Origin of the sequence: Siphonobacter curvatus (assembly GCF_002943425.1) — a bacterium.
GTDB classification, from domain to species: domain Bacteria; phylum Bacteroidota; class Bacteroidia; order Cytophagales; family Spirosomataceae; genus Siphonobacter; species Siphonobacter curvatus.
The window spans coordinates 847,996-869,186 of sequence record NZ_PTRA01000001.1 but is presented as its reverse complement, the minus strand read 5'-3'; the positions used below and the strand labels follow the sequence as shown (position 1 = coordinate 869,186).

At 48.3% G+C, this 21,191-nt stretch carries 16 protein-coding genes; 7 read left to right on the top strand and 9 right to left on the bottom strand.

Annotated elements, in window-relative coordinates:
- Positions 1-51: 51 nt before the first annotated feature.
- Positions 52-891: a hypothetical protein gene (locus tag C5O19_RS03495; RefSeq protein ID WP_243406316.1), complete on the top strand. Its 840-nt coding sequence runs from the start codon at positions 52-54 to the stop codon at positions 889-891.
- Here C5O19_RS03495 and C5O19_RS03490 read toward each other — a convergent pair.
- The 4 genes from C5O19_RS03490 to gyrB form a co-directional block, all read right to left on the bottom strand.
- Positions 854-1,399 carry a hypothetical protein gene (locus C5O19_RS03490; protein WP_104709924.1) on the bottom strand — a complete coding sequence of 182 codons (546 nt, stop codon included), beginning with the start codon at positions 1,397-1,399 and terminating at the stop codon, positions 854-856. The two genes, C5O19_RS03495 and C5O19_RS03490, sit on opposite strands and share 38 nt — an antisense overlap.
- A gap of 137 nt (positions 1,400-1,536) precedes the next feature.
- Entirely contained in the window at positions 1,537-3,675 is a 2,139-nt protein-coding gene (gene ppk1, locus C5O19_RS03485) for a polyphosphate kinase 1 (RefSeq protein ID WP_104713847.1), read from the bottom strand.
- 204 nt (positions 3,676-3,879) lie between these two features.
- Positions 3,880-4,098, bottom strand: coding sequence for a hypothetical protein (locus C5O19_RS03480; protein ID WP_104709923.1), 219 nt, complete (start codon positions 4,096-4,098; stop codon positions 3,880-3,882).
- 139 nt (positions 4,099-4,237) lie between these two features.
- Positions 4,238-6,217 carry a DNA topoisomerase (ATP-hydrolyzing) subunit B gene (gene gyrB / locus C5O19_RS03475; RefSeq protein ID WP_104709922.1) on the bottom strand — a complete coding sequence of 660 codons (1,980 nt, stop codon included), beginning with the start codon at positions 6,215-6,217 and terminating at the stop codon, positions 4,238-4,240.
- A 268-nt stretch (positions 6,218-6,485) separates the two neighbouring features.
- On the opposite strand from gyrB, the gene C5O19_RS03470 reads away from it, so the two are divergent.
- On the top strand, positions 6,486-7,622 hold the full coding sequence (locus C5O19_RS03470; RefSeq protein WP_104709921.1) for an aminotransferase class V-fold PLP-dependent enzyme: 1,137 nt from the start codon (positions 6,486-6,488) through the stop codon (positions 7,620-7,622).
- 59 nt (positions 7,623-7,681) lie between these two features.
- Here C5O19_RS03470 and C5O19_RS03465 read toward each other — a convergent pair whose 3' ends face one another.
- Both C5O19_RS03465 and C5O19_RS03460 read right to left on the bottom strand, forming a co-directional pair.
- Positions 7,682-8,083, bottom strand: coding sequence for a hypothetical protein (locus tag C5O19_RS03465; protein ID WP_102201896.1), 402 nt, complete (start codon positions 8,081-8,083; stop codon positions 7,682-7,684).
- A 168-nt stretch (positions 8,084-8,251) separates the two neighbouring features.
- Entirely contained in the window at positions 8,252-9,484 is a 1,233-nt protein-coding gene (locus tag C5O19_RS03460; protein WP_104709920.1) for an alanine dehydrogenase, read from the bottom strand.
- Between the two features lie 317 nt (positions 9,485-9,801).
- Here C5O19_RS03460 and C5O19_RS03455 point away from each other — a divergent pair, with 317 nt between their 5' ends.
- The 3 genes from C5O19_RS03455 (at position 9,802) to C5O19_RS03445 (ending at position 13,240) form a co-directional block, all read left to right on the top strand.
- Positions 9,802-10,911, top strand: coding sequence for a vWA domain-containing protein (locus C5O19_RS03455; RefSeq protein WP_104709919.1), 1,110 nt, complete (start codon positions 9,802-9,804; stop codon positions 10,909-10,911).
- A 539-nt stretch (positions 10,912-11,450) separates the two neighbouring features.
- Positions 11,451-12,164, top strand: coding sequence for a Bax inhibitor-1/YccA family protein (locus C5O19_RS03450; protein ID WP_104709918.1), 714 nt, complete (start codon positions 11,451-11,453; stop codon positions 12,162-12,164).
- Between the two features lie 239 nt (positions 12,165-12,403).
- Positions 12,404-13,240, top strand: a complete 837-nt coding sequence (locus C5O19_RS03445; protein WP_104709917.1) for a fumarylacetoacetate hydrolase family protein — start codon at positions 12,404-12,406, stop codon at positions 13,238-13,240.
- Positions 13,241-13,308: 68 nt separating this feature from the next.
- Here C5O19_RS03445 and C5O19_RS03440 read toward each other — a convergent pair whose 3' ends face one another.
- Together C5O19_RS03440 and C5O19_RS03435 are read right to left on the bottom strand one after the other, a co-directional pair.
- Positions 13,309-14,691, bottom strand: a complete 1,383-nt coding sequence (locus C5O19_RS03440) for a M56 family metallopeptidase (RefSeq protein WP_104709916.1) — start codon at positions 14,689-14,691, stop codon at positions 13,309-13,311.
- Positions 14,691-15,065 (bottom strand): BlaI/MecI/CopY family transcriptional regulator, encoded by a 375-nt coding sequence (locus C5O19_RS03435; RefSeq protein ID WP_102201884.1) that lies wholly within the window; start codon positions 15,063-15,065, stop codon positions 14,691-14,693. The genes C5O19_RS03440 and C5O19_RS03435 overlap by 1 nt, the downstream gene beginning before the upstream one ends.
- Positions 15,066-15,256: 191 nt before the next feature.
- Here C5O19_RS03435 and C5O19_RS03430 point away from each other — a divergent pair, with 191 nt between their 5' ends.
- Positions 15,257-16,810 carry a P-loop NTPase family protein gene (locus C5O19_RS03430; protein ID WP_104709915.1) on the top strand — a complete coding sequence of 518 codons (1,554 nt, stop codon included), beginning with the start codon at positions 15,257-15,259 and terminating at the stop codon, positions 16,808-16,810.
- Positions 16,811-17,025: 215 nt separating this feature from the next.
- Here C5O19_RS03430 and C5O19_RS03420 read toward each other — a convergent pair whose 3' ends face one another.
- On the bottom strand, positions 17,026-18,063 hold the full coding sequence (locus C5O19_RS03420; RefSeq protein WP_104713845.1) for a GntR family transcriptional regulator: 1,038 nt from the start codon (positions 18,061-18,063) through the stop codon (positions 17,026-17,028).
- A gap of 174 nt (positions 18,064-18,237) precedes the next feature.
- On the opposite strand from C5O19_RS03420, the gene C5O19_RS03415 reads away from it, so the two are divergent.
- The gene (locus tag C5O19_RS03415; protein WP_104709913.1) at positions 18,238-20,970 is read left to right on the top strand and encodes a family 78 glycoside hydrolase catalytic domain; all 2,733 of its coding nucleotides are present in this window, start codon (positions 18,238-18,240) and stop codon (positions 20,968-20,970) included.
- Positions 20,971-21,191: the final 221 nt, after the last annotated feature.

The following is a 21,191-nucleotide window of genomic DNA, read 5'->3' as shown; positions in this document are numbered from 1 at the left end:
GAAACAACTTTTCCGACCTTTTCTCCGAGTACCCTAGATGAATCGTAAACGATGAACTCTATGTACCTGAAAAACTTTCTTTACACCCTGGCAGCCGCTGTTTTATTAACCGCCTGCTCTTCTGATTCCAAGGATGATCAAACTACGCCCGCCGCGGACGTTTCCATTCAATCAACGTCTCTAGGACAAGTGCTGACGGACTCCAAAGGGAAAACGCTGTACTTCTTCGCCCGCGACGTTGCCGGAGCATCGGTATGCGAAGGCAACTGTTTGGGCGTATGGCCCGTGTTCTACGCAGAAAATCCTAAACTGGCTTCGGGCCTGGCCACCGCTGATTTCGCTACGATTACCCGAGCTGACGGTAGTAAGCAAACGACCTACAAAGGCTGGCCGCTGTACTATTACCAGAATGATGCCGCCGCTGGCGACACCAAAGGCGATAAGGTAAATAACGTCTGGTTTGTTGCCAAGCCGCATTTCAGCGTCATGCTCGGCATGGCTCAGCTAGTGGGCAATGATGGAAAGAAATACAACGGAACGTACGCGGAAGGAACGGGTGAAACGCTTTTCCTGGTCGATAGTCTGGGCCGTACCTTATACGCCTTTGCTCCGGATAAACGGGATACCAACACCTATACCAAATCCGATTTCAGTAATAATGCGACCTGGCCCTTAGCCGAGTTTTCTGCTAAAAACGTTCCCTCATTGCTGGATGCCGCAGACTTTAAAACCATCACGGTCTTTGGTCGTACGCAATTGGTGTACAAAGGCTGGCCGCTGTATTACTTCGGTCCGGATAACATGCAACGCGGGATTACCAAGGGCGTTAGCGTACCACGTCCGGGCGTTTGGCCTATCGTAAATCAGAGTTCCGCTGCGGCTCCGCAGTAGACTTTTTTCGACGGAGGAAAAAGAACAAGACCCACGAGGCAATCAACAGACAAATCGCAATCTGAAACGGGTAGTTGGACTGGTTCTCCAGTGCTTCTACCCGTTTTCGATTACGCTCGGCCTGCGACCGCAACTGCTTATTTTCTTCCATGAGCGCTCCGCTTTCGTCGAGGTACGAATTGACGCGTTTGGAGACGTCGGAGTTTTTACGGCGAAGTTCCGTCACTTCGGCCTGTTTCATCCGATTCAGCTCGGTAAGAATTTCATTGTCTTTATTCAGAATTTGCTCCAGCGTAGTGATGATATTTCGTAGGTCTTTCTTGGATTGGCCACCGAAAAAAGCGTTTCGCTCCTGCTGATCCTGAGCCCATTGCTTGTACAGGCCCTGCCGTTGGGATACCAGAATGTTCAGCACCGAGTCAGGTCGGGCCACATACGAATAGCGAATATTTTGGGCCTGCGTAGTAATGGCAATACATCCCAGAAAGAAGGCAATGAAATAACGCATAGCTAATCAGCGGTCTGATAAGAGTTGGTCGTCGTTTTCCGAAGTACAAACGGATTTCTTTTGATACTAAAAAGCGGTGAAGATTGTTTTGTACCCAGGATACAAAAACCTCTTCACCGCTTTTGAACGATACTCGCTTAAAACACTTGTGCTTCCGGCAGACTGGCTTCGGTCACCTCGAAGAACTTCTCATGAATATTGAAAACCTCTTCGTCGGCCTTCCGTGGGCATTTCGCGTACGTACCGTCTTCTTTGAGCGTATACGCATTGACGTTATCCTTCATATTGTACTCCAGAATCTGTACCGCCTGTTGTTGTACTTTCGGATTCACCAGTAAAAACAGGGATTCGATCCGTTTATCAAAGCTCCGTACCATCAGGTCAGCACTTCCGCCATAGATTTTGGGTTCGCCTTCGTTATGGAAGTAGAATAACCGCGTGTGCTCCAGGAAATCGCCAACAATCGAGCGTACGGTAATGTTTTCAGACAGTCCTTCCCGACCTGGACGCAAACAGCAAATGCCGCGTACGATCAATTTGATGGGGACGCCCGCCTGAGAAGCCAGGTACAGCTCGTCGATGGTTTCGCGGTCTTCCAGCGAGTTAATCTTCAGACAAATTCCCGAAGGTTTCCCTTCCTTAGCATTCGCGGCTTCGGCTCGGATCAATTCGATGAGGTTATTCCGCATGTCGCCCGGAGCCGTAATCAAGTTCTGGTAACTGCTGGGTAAGGAGTGACCCGTAATTACGTTGAAAAACTCCGCCACATCACTCGTGTACACTTCATTGGCCGTCAGCAACCCAACGTCCGTGTACAGCTTAGCCGTATCTTCATTATAGTTTCCACTCGACAAGTGGGCGTAGCGTTTCACGCCATCCCCCTCGGCCCGTACAATCAACAACAGCTTAGTATGCGTCTTGAACCGACCAATACCATAGATCACGAAGCAACCCGCCTTTTGCAGGCGTTCGGCTTCGCGAATGTTATTTTCTTCGTCAAAACGAGCCTTTACTTCGAAGAGCACGGCTACGTTTTTACCGTTTTCTGCGGCTTTGAGCAAAGCAGCCGTCACGCGGGAATTTTTCGCGACGCGGTAAACGGTCAGCTTGATACTGAGTACGTTCGGATCTTCAGCAGCCTGTTCGAGCAGTTGTAATACCGCTTCAAAGTTATTATAGGGGTGGTGAAGAAAAATGTCCCGTTCCCGTATGACGGAAAAGATGTCGTCAATCGGTCCACGAGGCAGCCCCAAAGCCGGTACGGGCGATGGAGATTTGGGAAGTTCATCGCGAAATTCCGGGTGACGAATAATCTGCCACATGGAAGTAAAGTCGATGAGCTGATCCGCGTAGAAAATATTCAGATCGTCGATTTCCCATTTTTTCTTCAGGATGTTAATCACCCATTCCGAACAATTGGGTTCCACGGCCACTTTCACTACGCGGCCCAGACGACGGTTTTTCACTTTTTGCCGAATCTCGTCCACGATATCGTCTTCGACATCGTCAATGTCATCGACCGAAAAGTCTCCATTCCGGATAATCCGTAACAGACTAACGTTCAGAATCTCGATGTTGCGGTACAGCTTGTGGATCTCATGCCGCACGATTTCTTCCATCGGCAGAAATACGACTTCTTCCACCCGATCGATAACAAAGAAACGCGGCAGGTTTTGTGGAATCTGAATGAATGACAGCTTTTTCTCAGCCTGATCTTTCTTGGTTACATTCGGGTTTTTCGTTACCACAGCAAACGTCAGCGTACGCGGAATCAGGCTGGGGAAGGTGTGCGTCTGATCGTACACCATGGGCGTCAGCATCGGAAAAATGGTGCGGTCAAAGTGCCCAATGGCCGCCGCCGCTTCTCCTTCCGTTAGGTCGCTCCAACTCGCCAGACGTAGTTCATTTTCGGGGAATAGCGGTAACAGCTCTTCCCGGAAAATCCGATTACGCTCTTCGTAAAACTGCTGACTCATCGTCAGCAGCGTTTGCCGGAAGGGCCATTCCCGTAAGCCGGAATAATCGATCCGTTCTTTCTTGTAATCCAGGTAGTTATATAAACTTCCCAAACGGATGGAAAAAAATTCATCCAGGTTGGAAGCCGTAATCGCTAGAAATTTAAGTCGGTCAAATAAGGTTCGCTGTGGATTGCGAGCCTGGTCGAGTACCCGTTCGTTGAAGGCCAGCCAGCTCAAATCGCGGCTGAGGTACGGGGATTGTTCAATGGTTGAACTAACTTTTTCCTGGCTACGTGCCAGACGCTTCTGATCTTCCATAAAGGTACGAAAACGAATCAGCCGTCGAAATAACGACAAAAGGCCCGAGGTCCGCGAGCCTTTCGATAAACGGTGATATATTGAGTTTCTTCTCGACACAAAACAAACCTATTTTATCGCTGAGCCGGACGAATATTCGATTATGGTTTTGTTAAATAACCAGACCATCCGGTCAGACCTTCGTTACAAAAAACGATCATAACCCTAGTTATTATTATTTAACTGGGATTTTATTGCTGCGTATTCCGACCCAATGTTAGCCATCTCCTTAACCAGAAAAGTCTGCAATTGTTCGTTAAAAATGGCCTTATCTTCCGCAGAAAGGGAAGCGTACAAATCTTTCAATTCCTGATTAATAACGGCTCGTTCTTCATCACTGGCGTTGATGGAACGGATGTGATATGATTTGAAATCGAATGTCATACGGGATCGCATTTTACGTAGGTCGTACCTACCGACTAATGAGCATCTAAAAACGAGTAGGCGTTGCCTACCCAAATTTTCATAAAAAAAGTGGCGGGTGTTTACACCCACCACCCGTAACTATTGCCAAATCAAATCGTTAAATGTCGATTTTGGCGTATTTAGCGTTGCGTTCGATGAACTCGCGACGGGGTGCTACTTCATCTCCCATCAGCATCGAGAATACGTGATCGGCTTCAGCGGCACTTTCGATAGTCACCCGCTTCAGCGTACGCGTATCGGGGTTCATCGTGGTTTCCCAAAGCTGCTCGGCGTTCATTTCACCCAGACCTTTGTAGCGTTGAATCCCTACTGAATCCGGACGATCGCCGCCAATTTCCAGCACTGCCCGCTCACGTTGTTGCTCCGTCCAGCAATACCGACTTTGTTGACCTTTCTTCACCTGATACAAAGGAGGCTGAGCAATGTATACGTATCCCTGATCGACCAGATCCTTCATGTATCGGAAGAAGAAGGTCAGAATCAGCGTACGAATGTGACTACCATCCACGTCGGCATCGGTCATGATCACAATCTTGTGATACCGCAGTTTGTCCAGGTTCAGGGCTCTTTCGTCGCCTTCTTTGCCAAACTGTACCCCGAGAGCGGTAATCATGTTTTTGATTTCCTCGTTCTCGTAAATCTTATACTCCTGAGCTTTTTCTACGTTCAGGATTTTACCGCGTAAGGGCAGAATCGCCTGGAAGTTCCGGTTACGACCCTGTTTGGCCGTACCACCAGCGGAATCCCCCTCGACGAGGAATAATTCGCACTGTTCCGCGTCCGATTCCGAGCAGTCAGCCAGTTTACCGGGCAAGCCACCGCCCCCCAGTACCGTTTTACGCTGTACAGCTTCACGAGCCTTGCGGGCCGCAATCCGGGCTTTGGCCGCAATGACTACCTTATCAACAATCGTTTTGGCTTCCTTGGGGTGTTCTTCCAGCCAGGTTTGTAACATATCGGTTACTACCTGCGAAACCGCTCCGGAAACCTCGCCGTTACCTAATTTCGTTTTTGTCTGCCCTTCAAACTGAGGCTCGGCTACTTTTACAGAGATAACCGCCGTTAAACCTTCGCGGAAATCTTCGCCCGAGATCTCAATTTTCTCCTTGGCCAGCATGCCGTTTTTATCGGCGTAGTTTTTCAGGGTCCGCGTTAATGCTCCCCGGAAACCTGCCACGTGCGTACCACCTTCGATGGTATTGATGTTGTTAACGTAGCTGAATACATTCTCGGAATACGAGTTGTTATACACCATCGCCACCTGTACTGGAATCGACGCTTTATCCGACGACTCCATGTAAATGGGATCGGCCAAAAGTGCTTCCCGCGTACCGTCGAGGTATTTCACGAACTCAATCAGACCGCCTTCGGAGAAAAATTCTTCGGTCAGAGGCTCACCCGCTTCATTCAGATCCCGTAAATCAGTCAGGAAGATGCGGATGCCTTTGTTCAAGAAAGCCAACTCCCGCAAGCGTTGAGCTACGGTTTCAAACTTGTATTCGGTGACGGTGAAAATGGTAGCATCGGGTTGAAAACGAACCGTCGTCCCCGTACGCTCGCCGGCGTCACCCACAACTTTAACCGCGTACTGGGGAACACCGATTTTATATTCCTGCTGGAAGATTTTTCCTTCCCGATAAACGTTAACTTTCAAGTCCGTAGACAGGGCGTTCACGCAGGAAACCCCCACGCCGTGCAAACCACCTGAAACTTTATAAGAGCCTTTGTCGAATTTACCACCGGCGTGCAGAACGGTCATTACAACCTCCAGAGCCGACTTTTTCTCTTTCGAGTGCATCCCCGTAGGAATACCCCGGCCATTATCTTCAACCGTAATTGAATTGTCTTCGTTGATGGTTACCCGGATCGTATCACAGTACCCCGCCAGAGCTTCGTCAATCGAGTTATCTACTACCTCCCAAATCAGGTGGTGAAGTCCCTTCGTTCCTACGTCTCCGATGTACATGGAAGGCCGTTTCCGTACGGCTTCGAGCCCTTCCAACACCTGAATATTATCGGCACCATAATCGTTGCGGGCCGTTACGACCTTATCTTCTTCCAAAACTTCGTTGGTCATAAATACTTGGTTTTTAGACTACTGGGCAAACAATAAAACTCGCCTCACCTTTCGAAATAAACTTGGTAAAAATACAATTTTTTTACCATAAAACCGTGCTTTTTCCAAAGAAAATCACAAATAATTCAGCCCTTTTTTGCGATTTTTTGAAGCTGAAAAAAGAAAGTCGGAATTCCTCGGCCGTTTACTAAGTTTGAGCAGGACTTTTCCGGAAAGTGAAGGCCAAAACGTCCACTCATCCGTTAACATCTACCAACTTCTTTCTTCCATGCTTACCTGCCAGAAACCTCTTTTTTCGCTCCCCGAAGCCATTCATTACCTCAACGGAGCATCCATGTCTCCCCTGCTTAAAAGCGTCGAAGAAGCGGGTATCCAGGGATTGTTACGCAAATCGCAACCCCACACGATTCACCAGGAAGATTACTTTACGGATGTGGACCGCGTCCGGCAACTGTTTGGACAATTGGTACACGTTCCGTACGAACGCGTCGCCATTATCCCTTCGGTTTCGTACGGAATGGCAATTGTGGCAAAGAACCTAAACGCCCGGCCCGGTCAGCACATCTTATTGGTAGCCGATGAGTTCCCCTCGGATGTATACGCCTGGGAAGAAGTTTGCCAAACACAGGCCATTTCTCTAAAAACGATTAACCGCACGGGCGACGGTAAAAGCTGGAACGAAGCCGTTTTAAATGCCATCAGCGAAGAAACCGCTTTACTGATGATCGCTCCGATACACTGGTCGGACGGAACGCGATTTGACATCGAAGCTCTCAGCAAACGCTGTCGGGAAACGGGTACCCGTTTTGTACTCGATGGTACGCAGGCCGTGGGAGCTCTGCCACTTGATCTGACTGAGGTATCGGTGGATGCTCTGATCGTCGGCGGCTACAAATGGCTGCTGGGTACATACGGGATGGGACTGGCGTATTTCGGTCCCGCCTTTGACGAAGGTCGCTCCATTGAACAAAGCTGGATTAATCGCAAAGGCAGTGATAATTTCCGCTTACTGATGGCCTATACGACAGAATTCCGGCCCGGAGCTAGTCGTTATTCCATGGGGGAACAAAGCAATTTCATCCAGATACCGATGCTGGCGACGGCTCTGGAGCAAATCCTGGCCTGGACGCCCGAAGCCGTGCAGGCGTACAGTGAGGCGTTGGTTCGTCCGCACGTGCCCCACTGGCAGGAACTGGGTTTCTGGATTGAAGCAGAGGCGTATCGAAGCTCCCACCTGTTCGGACTACGTCACGAAGGGCTGGATATGAACCGTTTGCGGACGGAGCTGGAACGCCATCAGGTATACATTTCCACGCGGGGGACTACCCTTCGTATTGCGACGCACGTTTACAACGAAGCGGCGGATCTGGAAGCCCTGACGGAAGCGTTGTCGGCCAGCCTTTGACTCAACAAAAACGGCCCGACGAATGATTCATCGGGCCGCTAGCTTTGGTATTCTGTTGCCTAATCTTCGGGATACGGAACGAAAATGAACTTGGTGAAATCGGAGTCAATAATGAACAAACAGGCGTACTCGGCGGGGTCTTTGTAGCTTTCCTTGAAAAGCTCCTCGCCATCTTCCCCGATGATTTCCCGCTGGAGGAATTCTTCGAGAAACGTAGCCGAGTAGTACCACTGGTTATCGTTCATTTCTCCCCGACCAATCAACACCGAACCAAGCGGTTGCGGCTGCTGACAAGCCACAAAAATAGGATAATTAGAAAAGCCCCGCTGCCGGATCTGGTGGGCGGCTTCCTGAATAAATTCGGATACTTTCACAAAGTCGGCCGTAATCATGCCGAGGTATTTCCCGCTCAATTCCGGCGAATTGGGGGCATTGGATAGTGCTTCGGGTTCGTCGATCATTTCTTTTAGTTTTCCGTTTGCGGTTTACAGTTTTCCTGTTCAGCAAATAATGCATTCCAGATCACTAACTAAAACAGACAATTGTTCACTGTTCTCGCTGTTGCCTTCACTTCCAGTAACTTACATATTTTTAACTGAAAACAGACAACTGTAAACTGTCCACTAAACTCATCTTCTCGCGGCTAGTAATAGACCTAAATCTTTATAGCGTAAATTGAACAGGCGGGCGATGTGGGCGTTGGTTACCGAACCGTTGTGCACATACACCCCTTTCATAAACCATTTATTGGCGAACATCATTTCCTCGATACCGCCCAAAGTGCCCGTTTTCAAGAGAAAAGGCGTAAATACGTTGCTCAGGGCGATACTGGCCGTGCGGGCCACGCGACTTGGAATATTAGGTACGCAGTAGTGAATGACGCCGTGTTTCTTAAAAGTCGGATTTTTATGACTGGTCATTTCCGAGGTTTCAAAATTCCCTCCCTGATCAATGGATACGTCGATTACCACCGAGTTCGGCCGCATCCGAGAAATCATATCTTCCGTCACGACCATCGGACTGCGACCTTCTTCGCTGCGGATCGCTCCAATCACCACGTCTGCCCGCTGAATGGCATCGGACAGCACCTCGGAGTGAATGATACTGGTATAAATGGGCTGCCCCACCGCGTACCGCAATCGCTGTAGACGGTACATATCTTTGTCAAAAACCTGTACCTGAGCCCCCAGTCCCAGAGCCATTCGGGTTGCGTATTCCGCCACCGTACCCGCTCCCAATACCACGACTTTGGTCGGGGGAACGCCCGTAATGCCACCCAGGATGATGCCTTTTCCTGCGTGTACGCCACTGAGGTATTCGGCGGCAATCATCATCACGGTACTCCCCGCAATTTCGCTCATGGTACGAATGATGGGCATGGCTCCGGATTTGTCTTCAATGTATTCGAAGGCAATCCCGGTGATCTGCTTTTCATTAAGAGCTGCGAAATACTCCTGCGTGCGATTGGGAAGCGTCAGGGCTGAAATCAGCGTACTGCCGCGTTTCAGGTATTTGTATTCATCTTCCGTAGCGGGCTCTACTTTCAAAATCACATCGGCGGCGTAGGCTTCTTCGGGCGAGTAGACGATGCGAGCACCGGCTTCGCGGTAATCGTGGTCACTGAACTGAGCCCCCTCGCCTGCTCCACTCTCCAGAATCACCTGATGACCATTCCGAACCAGTAACGAAACCGCTTCGGGAACCAGAGCAATGCGGTGATCGAGAAATGAAATTTCTTTGGGCAATCCAATCAGCAAGGAATGCTGCGTGGTTTTGATAGGAGCCAGCTGCTCCTGGGGATACAAAAGCGTCTGCTGAGCCAGGGCTTCAAAACCGGATTGCTGTGTTTTAGGAACGCTCATAATAAAGCAGTTAACCCGTTAGTTTAGGGGATACGGCGAATCGTTTGGAGCGTACTATCGCCGTTTTCTATTCGTTATAAATGTGTATCTCTCAATCGGATCACGCAAAGATAACCTTTTACGCGGGATGCCGGGAGCAAGTTTTAGCCACTGGACAAACTCAATCCCTGAAAAAAGGGTTAAATTAGTAGAAAGGCCAAGTTGGTACGTGGATCGCTTTTCTAAACCGCCTGTTTCTGATGAATCAGCTTACAGGCCTTGATTACTCGCTAAACTAAGCCGACAGGTTCTGCCTGACGCTTTTATCCAAGACATTTATGCTCGGTCACCGTTTTTCCGAATTTGTACCCGACATTCAGCAGAATTCCCAGCAGGCCAAGTTTGACCAGTTGCTGGATATTTTTAATCAACTGCTCACCATGACCAGTGGCGACGTGGCTCAGGCAATGTCCTGGCTGACGCAACTCGACAAACAATACAAGCTTACCGACGAAAATTACGGCATCGGGGATTTCTTCGAAGACCTGAAAAAGAAAGGGTATATCACCGAAGAAAACGCCGAGGGCGAAACGGTACTGACGCCGAAGGGTGAACAATCCATCCGGAAACAGTCGCTCGATGAAATTTTCGGGAAACTCAAAAAATCACGTTCGGGCGGCAATCACCGGACTTCGCACGCGGGTACGGGTGATGAAGCAACGTCGGATCGCCGGACCTTCCAGTTCGGGGATTCACTCGAACAAATCGCTATGACCGAATCCATTCGGAATGCCCAGATCAACAATGGCATTGGCGATTTTATGATGACCGAGAATGACCTGGAAATCGTCGATACCGAATACAAGGCTCAAACCAGTACGGTATTGATGATCGACATCAGTCACTCGATGATTCTGTACGGGGAAGACCGGATTACGCCCGCGAAAAAAGTAGCCATGGCCCTGTCGGAACTGATTATGACGAAGTACCCCAAGGATACGCTCGACATCATCGTTTTCGGTAACGACGCCTGGCAGATTCAGGTGAAAGATCTGCCCTATCTGGAAGTGGGTCCGTACCACACCAATACCGTAGCCGGACTGGAACTGGCGATGGATTTACTCCGCCGTCGGAAGAATAAAAACAAGCAGATTTTCATGATTACGGATGGTAAACCGACCTGTTTGAAAGAAGGCATTCGCTACTATAAAAACAGCTTTGGTCTGGACCGTAAAATCCTGAATAAAACGCTGACACTGGCCGCCCAGTGTCGCCGGATTAAGATTCCAATTACCACGTTCATGATCGCCCGCGATCCGTACCTACAGGATTTCGTTCGCAAGTTTACGGAAACCAATAATGGCCGGGCCTATTACTCGAGCCTGAAAGGATTGGGTGAGTTTATTTTCGAAGATTTCGAACGGAATCGGAAGAAGAATGTACGGTAAGAGAGTATTGATTTATCTTGGTTGGGTTTTATAAAACCCAACCAAGATTTAACTCTGTATTAAGTATGGAAACTCAGGAATTAAAGAAAACTATTATCGAATTGGTTGATAAAATGCCAGATACAGTACTTCGTAGTTATTAACGGAAAAATTCAGGCAACATGCTTCTGATGCAGAAGTTGATGCGGCCACCAACTACATACTCAAGAAAAATACAGCATTATATCGCCAACTTGCCTGATTAAATTACTATCCTTAAGGCAGCTAATCATCATTCATGAGAAATTAATTAGCCAATCTAGTGGTAGATGAGACAGGTTGGCAGTTGCTCACCTCGAACTAACATTTAGAAGATAAAGCAACTGATCTTAAATCATTCATTTAGACCCTATTGCATCGTATCTCTTATCCCTGCTAGATTTACCTCAAACGCTCCATTTCCCACTACTACTTCCAATCTTCCCTTTGTGGATGACGGTGTTTGAATTCCAGGAAAATCCCCTTTTCTTGGCGACTGTTTAGTAAACCTCCCTTGTTTTATGGCAAATCCACTTTTTTCAGAAAAAACCTTTGACAAAGTTTCCGTGGCGTCAGATGACGTCATGACGATGCAGGGCACGTTAAATAAGATTGCCCTTTTATTAACGCTTACCATCAGCGTAGCGGCAGTAACCTTTTACGCCGCCCTTCAGGGTCAGCAATGGACCTCGCTTCTATTACCCGTAGGAGCCATTGGTGGCCTGATTATTGCTCTCGTACTAGCTTTTAAACCTACTCTAGCCCCAACGCTGGCTCCGCTCTACGCCGTGCTGGAGGGAGCTTTTGTGGGTAGTATTTCTAGTTTATTCTCCGGATTAGCATTTATGGCGGCCGTACTCACCTTTGGCGTACTGGCTTTGCTATTAGTCGTCTACCAAACGGGCTTGATTCGCGTTACGCAAGGGTTCATGCGGGGCGTGATGGTCGCTACCGGAGCCGTGGCTCTGCTTTATTTGCTGACATTCGCTCTGAGTTTTTTCGGTATCATGGTACCCTATATTCATGAAGCGGGCTGGATCGGCATCATTTTCTCGCTGGTAGTAGTGGGAATTGCGGCGATGAACTTACTGATCGATTTTCACCTCATCGAAGCAGGCGTAGCTCAGCAGGCTCCCAAGTTTATGGAATGGTATTCCGCTTTTGGTCTGCTGGTAACGATCGTCTGGCTGTATTTGGAAATTCTGAAACTACTGGCAAAGCTGAATCGCCGATAAGTTACGTAACCAACGCCCCGCTGCACCTAGTTATGCGGGGCGTTCTTGTTTTCAAGCGAAATCCCTACTGGTTTCTTTTTTCTACGTTTGGAAATCTGAAAACCGTCTCTGATCAGAAATATAAACGTACGTTTGTCCTTGTGACGCCTCAGTAAATACAAGCTTTGTACAGGGTGGCGTACGCAAACCAACCTCTTTCTCGAAACATATCCATCATTCCTTCTATCTCTTCTAAACCCATGAGATTATACAAAACCCGCCTGGGCATCGTTCTGGAAGCTGACGAGCAGTATTATCCTATCGAAGCAACCGACTGGGATCAACTCATTAATCAGGATAATCTGCACGAAGTACTACAGGCCGTTACTACGTCGGTAAGTCCTTCTCCGGAGTTGCACCACTGGCTGCATACGGACTTGCTGGCTCCCATCGGTCGGCAGGAAGTCTGGGCTGCCGGGGTTACATACCTACGGAGTCGCGATGCCCGGATGGAAGAATCCCAGGATGCCGGTGGCGGTAGTTTTTATGACCGCGTATACGATGCTGAACGGCCCGAAATTTTCTTCAAAGCTACCCCCGAGCGAGTCGTAGACCCACTAGGTACGGTACGCATTCGGAAAGATTCACACTGGAACGTTCCGGAGCCGGAACTGACTTTGTTCATGACTTCTTCGGGAAAAATTGTAGCGTACACTTGCGGCAACGATATGAGTTCACGGGATATTGAGGGAGAAAATCCCCTGTATCTACCCCAAGCCAAATCGTACGATGGTAGTGCAGCCTTAGGCCCCTGCCTGTACGTGCCCGGTACGCCGATTGATCCACATACGCACATTCGACTGGAAATTCACCGGAACCGGGAAAGTGTATACGATAATAAAATTTCCATCAGCCAAATGAAGCGGCAGCATACGGAGCTGGTTTCGTTCCTGTTCCGCGAATGCTCGTTTGCCTACGGCTGTTTTCTGATGACGGGAACGGGCATTGTTCCTCCGGATGATTTCACCCTGCAACGCGGCGATGAAGTGCAAATTACCATCGATGGCATTGGTACGCTGGTGAATACAGTGGCGTAACTAAAATAGTTTTGATCAAAGAAAAAGCGTGAAGAAAACTTCACGCTTTTTCTTTGACTACTCCATTCTTATTTGGCTGGTTTACTCCACGTTCTTCTTTCGCGAACCATATAAGTCGGGTTCTTTGTCTCTTCTTTCAGATACTCGTCATACGCACGGTTGGTCATTAGATCGACCTGATAATAATGTTTCCCGTAATTAGCTGCATTTTTATATAATTTACTTACAGAAGCATATGAAAAATCTTCTGGTTTATACTTATTCAATTCTTCATTAGCAACGCGTTTATCATCTATCCATACGCCACTCATTTTAGGATTTTTCCAAATTTCCAATTCTTTTGCGGTTGGCCTTTCTTTTTTAAGTGGAGGCAGATAGTATACAACAATTTTTTGCTTGTCCTGCTGTTCTTTACTCATCTGATGATAAATCGAGATGACTCGTTCTTCCTCGACTTTTGACAAATTGTAACGGCGGAAGCCATTATCCATAGGCTTATACATTCGTTTCGTAATAGCTTCATACTCTCTCAGCAATTCGTTAGAAACACCTTTTGGTGTTGAGGGTACCTGAACCGCTGGTTGCTCGGTCTGAGCCCCTGCGTATTCCACTTTACTGAACAAAGCAATTGTAAGTATGAGCATTGGAATCAGACTAACCTGTCTGATTAAGCGTTGAAACCGGGAAGTCATTTTTGTCATCATGAGTAGTCTTTTTTTCGTGGTTACATAATTAAACGAGCTGGTAAGAAATAAACCTTGACTCACTTTACTCAGTAATAAATGCTGGTACTTTTTTACTTCCGGATCGATGGATAAGACCGCATGATCCGCTAAGTATTCATGATTCATCCGGATCATTTTTTGATAGACATACACCGCCGGATTAAACCACCAGCATACCTGTACTAACTCCATAAACAAAATATCCCAGGTGTGCCGCTGCCGGATATGGGCTAATTCGTGTTGCCAGATCTGTGATTCTATTTCCTGATTTTGATAGCTACGTTTACTGACGAAAACGTAATTCATGAAACTGTAAGGCAATTCATCATTATCCAGTAAAACAACTTTTACTGAACCCTTGATTACCGTTGATTTCCTGATTTTCCATACAACGGCCAGTACATTTTTCAGAAAGCGAATGGCGAGTATACCCGTAACTAGGGCATATACTAACCATGCATACTGTTCGAACGTAATAGCTTGCTTTTCAACCGTTATCAACGGCCTATTTACTTCGTTGCCAGTCAATTGGTATACTACTTCTGTTGCGGGAATTACCTCCGGGTTGTTCAATTCTATCGTCAGTAATGGAATCGCTAAGGAGGCTACTAGACTCATCAGTAAATAGAAACGATTGAACACAAACAGGGTCTCCCGTTCCAGCAATATTTTGTAGATCAATACGAACAGGATGGAGCAGAGTATAGACTTCAGGAGATAGTCCATTACTTTTTCTTTTTAGTGATTTCTTCGTCAACGATTCGCTTTAAATCTTCCAGTTCATCAACCGATAAATCAGAGGCTTTCGTAAAAAAGGAAGCAAACTTTAACGCCGAATTTTCAAAGTAACTTTTAATGATTCCTTTTACGTGTTTGGCGAAGTAATCATCCTTCTTAACCAGGGCGTAATACTCCCGGGAATTACCGTACACCGTGTAATCCACGAAGCCTTTTTCCTGCATCCGTTTCAGTAAGGTAGCCACAGTAGTAACGGCGGGTTTCGGCTCCGGATACAGTTCCAGTAAGTCCTTCATAAATACTTTTTCCTGTTGCCAGATCAGCTCCATCAGTTGCTCTTCGGCTTTGGTTAACTGGGCCATATTCTACATTCATAGATTTTACTCTACAAACGTAGAATAAAAAATTAATACCCCAAATGATTTCACCTTTTTTTGTATTCTGCCCGTCTCTTTCATCGTATATCTTTGAGTTAATTGACCGTCGGTACGGCCAGCCCAAACCTTTTTGATTCTGAAAACGTTACCCACTTACGTAGCTAAACCCTTTTTTGATGTCGTATCACTCGCTTTCTGTTTCCGATAAACTCAATATTACTACGCTGGGTCAGCTCAAGGCGGCTGGCTATCAGCCTGAATCCATTAAAGACGAACTTCGTCGCAACCTCATCACTAAAATGCGTTCGGGAGAAGAAGTGTTTCCCGGCGTATACGGCTACGAAGACACCGTAATCCCGGATGTCGAACGAGCCCTACTTTCCCGGCACCATATCAACTTACTGGGTCTTCGCGGACAGGCCAAAACCCGGATTGCCCGTCTGATGATCTACTTGCTGGACGAGTACATTCCCGTCGTCGAAGGTTCTGAACTCAACGATGATCCCCTACAGCCTTTATCTCGTTATGCAGTGGATTTGATTGCCGAAAAAGGCGACGAGACACCCGTGATCTGGCTGCACCGGGATGAACGGTATACGGAAAAACTCGCCACACCCGACGTATCCGTTGCCGATTTGATTGGCGATGCGGACCCGATTAAAGCAGCCACGTTGAAACTACCCTACTCGGATGAACGGGTGATTCACTTTGGTCTGATTCCACGTTCGCACCGGGGTATTTTTGTAATCAATGAGTTACCCGATTTACAGGCCCGGATTCAGGTCTCACTCTTCAATATTTTGCAGGAAGGAGATATTCAGATTCGTGGTTTCAAACTCCGCTTACCGCTGGATATTCAGTTTGTCTTCACCGCGAACCCCGAAGATTATACCAACCGGGGTAGCATTGTAACGCCCCTGAAAGACCGGATCGACAGCCAGATTCTGACGCACTACCCGCGTACGCTGGAGATCGGTAAACGCATCACCCGTCAGGAAGCGAAGGTGAAAGAAGGTCAGGAAATCGTCTCGATCAATGAAGTAACGGAAGACTTGATCGAGCAAATTGCCATTGAAGCCCGTCAAAGTGAATACGTCGATGCCAAGTCGGGGGTATCCGCCCGGATGACGATTTCGGCGTACGAAAATCTGGTTTCCGCGGCAGAACGTCGGGCTTTGCTCAACAGTGAAGAGCGTACGTACGTGCGTCTTGCGGATCTGTACGGAGTTATTCCGGCGATTACGGGCAAGGTAGAGCTGGTATACGAAGGCGAAGTGGAAGGGCCCTATATCGTAGCGATGAATCTGGTCAGTAAAGCCATTAAAACGCAGTTTCTGCAGTACTTCCCTGATCCGGAAAAGCTGAAAAAACAGATCAAAAATAAGAAGAATCCCTTCCAGAAAGTGCAAACCTGGTTTGGCGAACACTCGCTGGACTTACTGAGCGATCTGTCCGATAAAGATTACCAGAACCGACTGCTGGCCATCGATGGCCTGGATGATCTGGTGGAAGAATTTCACCCGGAACTCACGGGCGACGAAAAATTCTTCTTCATGGAATTTGCCCTGCACGGGATGGCCGAGTTTTCGCTTATCAGTAAGAAACCCCTCGACAAAGGCTTACAATTCAAGGATTTGACCGACAGCCTAATTGCCGGCATGAACTTTGACGATGACGACGAGGAGGAAGATGATGACGAAGAAGATTTCGGCGGTCGCCGAAGACGGTAATGGGTCGTTTTTAGTTGATTACCAAAAGGGTACGCTGTTTCTGAACGGCGTACCCTTTTTTCTATGTTTTGCGTTAGATGCAGTCGGTTTGTTTGTTCCCTGCATGGTATACTGGGCTATTCAGATTGAACCCCTCCGGAGTTAGAGTACTCGCTGAAAGAGGGACGAACACTGGTGCAGGTTTCTAAACTTGCACTAGGACTTCCCATATTTTACTACACCGACTGCCGGACAATCAACCGGAATGGATTCGCTAACTTTTGGGTCGAGTTATTGAGAATCAGTTCGGCGGCCTGTTTCCCCATGGCTTCAAAATCCGTGGAAAGTACCGTGATTCCGTCGAGAATGATTTCCTTGAGCGGATTTTCGTTGTAGGAGATAATCCCTACTTCCTTGCCTACCCGATACCCGTTGGTTTTCGCCTGCTTCACCAGCGTCACCAGATCGTCTTCCATTAAGTTAATGTACACATCGCCTGGCGACATCACCTCTTTCGATACATCCGAAATGATCTTGTACGGAAAGCCGTATTCGGTACAAAATTTCTGAAAACCAATCAGGATTTCGCGGGCGTGATACGTATACAGCGGAAAAACCAGCTTGAGTACCTGATACTTTCGTAACAGCTCCTCCCCTTCAGCCAGAGCTGTAAAAATGTCCCGTTCAAAATCCTGATACACCGCCGCATACGGACCTTCCACACCGGGAACCAGTTTATCCAGAATCAGTAGCTGATCCTTGGGAAACTGATTAATCAGTTCCGCCGCCGTTTCGCCACCTTCCAGAAAATGAGCAATGATGACGTAATGCGTATAATGCCCGGCCCGATTCTGAATCAGCTCTTTAAACAGCCGGAAGTTGTTGTTGTAGATGTAAAAATCAACCGCTGTTTCTTCGCCCAGCATCTCCACCATCGCGTCGTAGATGATTTTTTTGTGGGGACTTAACTTATTGAAAAGCAGAAAAATCCGACGCTTCTGCCGGTAACTAGCACTAGCAATGTAAAATCCTTTTCCGGGTACGGAGCCCAGAATACCCAGCTTCTTGAGTTCATTATACGCCTTTTCAGCCGTATCCCGGGAAATGTCATACAGCATCGACAATTCATTAATCGACGGCAACCCCTGCTTGGTCTTGATCAGCCCCTTCTCGATGGCCGCGATTACTGAATTGACAATCTGCTTGTATTTAGGGGTCGTTGAATACTCATCAATTTGAATGATTTCAAAGACCTGACGAACCGTTTGTTTCATGCGAATAGGAGGCAAACTGAACCGTAAAGATCGTAAGTTACGTCCTAAATACCCCATAGAATATTTTCCGTACGGCTTGAGTAGAAAAAAACCACTGGCTACACTTACCGAATAGACAGGTTACGTACATTTAAACTCAAGCCTGTATGGTTAGTATTTAATCACTCTAAACTTATGCTTAAACGTTTTCTTCACACCTGGCTGTGCCTGGTTTTAGTTGGGCTCTTATCACAGGTTCAGGCCCAACAGGCCCCTCACAAACTTCGTTACGAATACGGCGATATTCGTCTGGGAACCGGCGTTAGAAAGCCTCGCCTGAGCTGGCAGCTTGCGTCTACACAGGCCGGAGCCCGCCAGACGGCCTATCAAATCCTGGTGGCCTCTTCCGCAGAAGCTCTGGCTAAAAACCAGGGGGATGTCTGGGATTCGGGTAAGATCAATACTTCGCAATCCGTCTACGTCGATTATCAGGGAAAAAATCTGGAAAGCCGGCAACGGTATTTCTGGAAGGTAAAAATCTGGGATGAAAAAGGAAAAGCCTCGGGCTGGTCCAAACCCGACTGGTGGGAAATGGGCCTGCTCGCCAAAGACGACTGGAAAGCAGACTGGATCGGCATGGCGGGCGTAGTGGGCGAACCGCCCCGCTCAACGCAGGCCCGAAAGGAATTCTTGGTACGTGGCAAACTCGCGAAGGCCCGGGTATACGCTACGGGCCTGGGTGATTACGCCCTGCAAATCAACGGCCAACGGGTAGGTGATATGCTATTGACGCCTGGCTGGACGGACTATCTCAAGAAAGTATACTACCAAACCTACGACGTCACGGAGCTACTTAAGGAAGGCAACAACCAGATCGACGCTTTTCTGGGGAACGGCTGGTGGAGCGGTGGCCTCGGCTGGGGCGGCGGTTTTCATCGGTATTCACAAGGCCCGCTGCGACTGCTATGCCAACTGGAATTGACCTACGCCGATGGTACGCGGGAGCTGATTACTTCGAATCCCAGCTGGAAAATTCGGTTGTCGCCCGTCATTTACGACTCCATGTACCACGGCGAGCATTACGATGCCCGTCAGGAAGCAAAAGGTACGGAAGCAGACGGCTGGGTAACGCCCGTCGTACTGAACACGGCCAAAAACCAGACGACCCTGTTCGGCCCCAGTGCCGACGCCAACGCGAACGAACAAGCAGCCACGTTCGACATGAATACCTTACAGGTAGTGGCTCAAGAAGCTCCACCGATCCGCGTCACAGAAACCCGCAAAGCCGTAAAAATGACTGAACCCAAGCCCGGCCATTTCGTTTTTGACTTTGGTCAGAACATGGCGGGGATTGTGCATCTGAGTATTCCGAAAGGCGTGTACGGGCAGGAAGTAGCTCTGCATTTTGCGGAGTTGCTCCACGACGATGGAACGGTAGCTCAGGAAAACCTGCGTTCGGCTAAGTCTACGGATCGGTACATCTGCAAAAGCAATGGCGGGAAAGAAGAATGGGAACCGATGTTTCTGTACCACGGATTTCGTTACGTCGAAGTAATCGGTTTTCCGGGTAAACCCACTACCGACCAGGTCGTAGCGAAAGTCATTCATACGGATTTTGAGCCGATTGGCGAATTCTCAACTTCCGAGGATATTCTCAACAAAATCTACTCAAATGCCCGCTGGACGCTGAAAAGTAATGCCCTGTCCATTCCCACCGATTGCCCGCAACGCGACGAACGACTGGGCTGGATGGGTGATGCTCAGATTTTCGTGGCTTCTTCCTGCTATCTGATGGACATCAATAGTTTCTGGGCCAAGTACTCGCGGGATATTGCGGATTCCCAGCACCCTTCGGGGTACGTGTACGACGTTAATCCGAAGATGGTAGTGGGTGGTCCGTCGAAACCCGCCTGGGGCGATGCGACGCTGATTGTTCCCTGGACTTCCTACGAATTTTTCGGCGACAAACGAATCCTGGAAACCAATTACGCCAGCATGAAAGCTTGGGTAGAATACATGAACCAGCACGCTTCTACGAAAAAAACGGGACTGTACTATTTCGCTGATCCCAGTGAAAAATGGTTCGGCTACGGCGACTGGGTTCCCGTGGTGGCCTCGCCCAGTAAGCCCATTGGCGGGGCGTATCAGGTTTATTCCAATACGCTCCTGGCAAAAGCGGCTACGGTCCTTGGCAAAACGGAAGATGCTACGAAGTACGCAGCCTTGGCCAAACAGTACACCTCGAAGTACAACGATCTCTATTTCAAGGACAACAATTACGAAGGCAAAACCCAGGCGGCTAACCTGATGCCGCTTACCTTCGGCATTGTACCGGAAAACCTGCGAGCCCGCATTGCTCAGAACGTAGCCGATGATGTGAAGGCTCACGACAATCACTTGACGACGGGGTTCATCGCTTCTCAGCAGATTCTGCCCCGCCTGTCGGATTACGGGTACAATGACCTGGCCTATCAGGTAGCTACGCAGAAAACGTACCCGAGCTGGGGCTATATGGCCGAAAATGGAGCTACGACGATGTGGGAACTTTGGAATTCGGACAAGGAAAAACCCGAAGGCATGAACTCCCGCAATCACTTTGCGTACGGTTCCGTCATTGAGTGGTATTTCCGGTATCTGGCCGGTGTGGAACCGATCGATCCAGGCTTCAAAACCTTCCGCATTGCTCCCAAGCCACCGAAAGACCTCAACTGGGTAAAGTTTTCGTATCAGTCGCTGTACGGCCCGATTGTCTCCAACTGGGAACGCCAAAACGGAAAACTGCAACTGAACGTCACCGTGCCCCCCAATACGCAGGCCGAACTGGTACTGCCCCTGACAGCGGGCCAGACCGCTACGCTGGCCGGGAAGAAACTCAAAACCAATACAACTACGCTGGCTCCGGGGTCGTACCGAGTGGAGATTCAGTAGGTTGGATCGCGTTAGGTCAGAAATCCTGGTTAGTTCATAAACTACCAATCCGAACGAGGGTAAGATTCGTTACTTCAACGGACACTCCTTGAAAATTTCGAGTCGTGTTCGTTGAAGTGATCGTATAAAAAGCAGTTTTACGTATTCGCGTGGATCGGTTTTTATGCATGGAACGAATCCATACGTTATTCATTCTTAATCGGTAAGCTTATGATTCATTG